This is a genomic window from Pseudomonas marginalis, from assembly GCF_001645105.1.
Classification (GTDB): domain Bacteria; phylum Pseudomonadota; class Gammaproteobacteria; order Pseudomonadales; family Pseudomonadaceae; genus Aquipseudomonas; species Aquipseudomonas petroselini.
The window spans coordinates 59,609-59,878 of sequence record NZ_LKEG01000024.1; the positions used below are offsets into that span (position 1 = coordinate 59,609).

Annotated in this window: 1 protein-coding gene; it reads left to right on the forward strand. The window is 45.6% G+C overall.

The annotated features are described in order from the left end of the window. Positions 1 to 10 precede the first annotated feature (10 nt). Positions 11 to 270: transposase (locus AO064_RS30035; RefSeq protein ID WP_208602885.1), on the forward strand; the 260-nt coding region annotated here is incomplete at its 3' end.

A 270-nucleotide genomic window follows, 5' to 3' on the forward strand; every position in this document is an offset into this window, starting at 1 on the left:
TGGGGTTTATATGGCTCGCCGTCCTAGAGTTATACTGCCGGATATCCCGTTGCACATTATTCAGCGGGGAAACAACCGGTCTGCGTGTTTTTATTCAGACGAAGACTATATTTTTTACGTTGATAAATTAGACCTGCTTGCTGAATTGTATGGCTGTAAAATTCACGCAATGTGCTTGATGACAAACCACGTTCACTTGTTGTTGACTCCCACCTGCTTCGCAGGGGCTGGTCTACTTATGAAAGGGCTGGGGCAGCGTTACGTTCAATA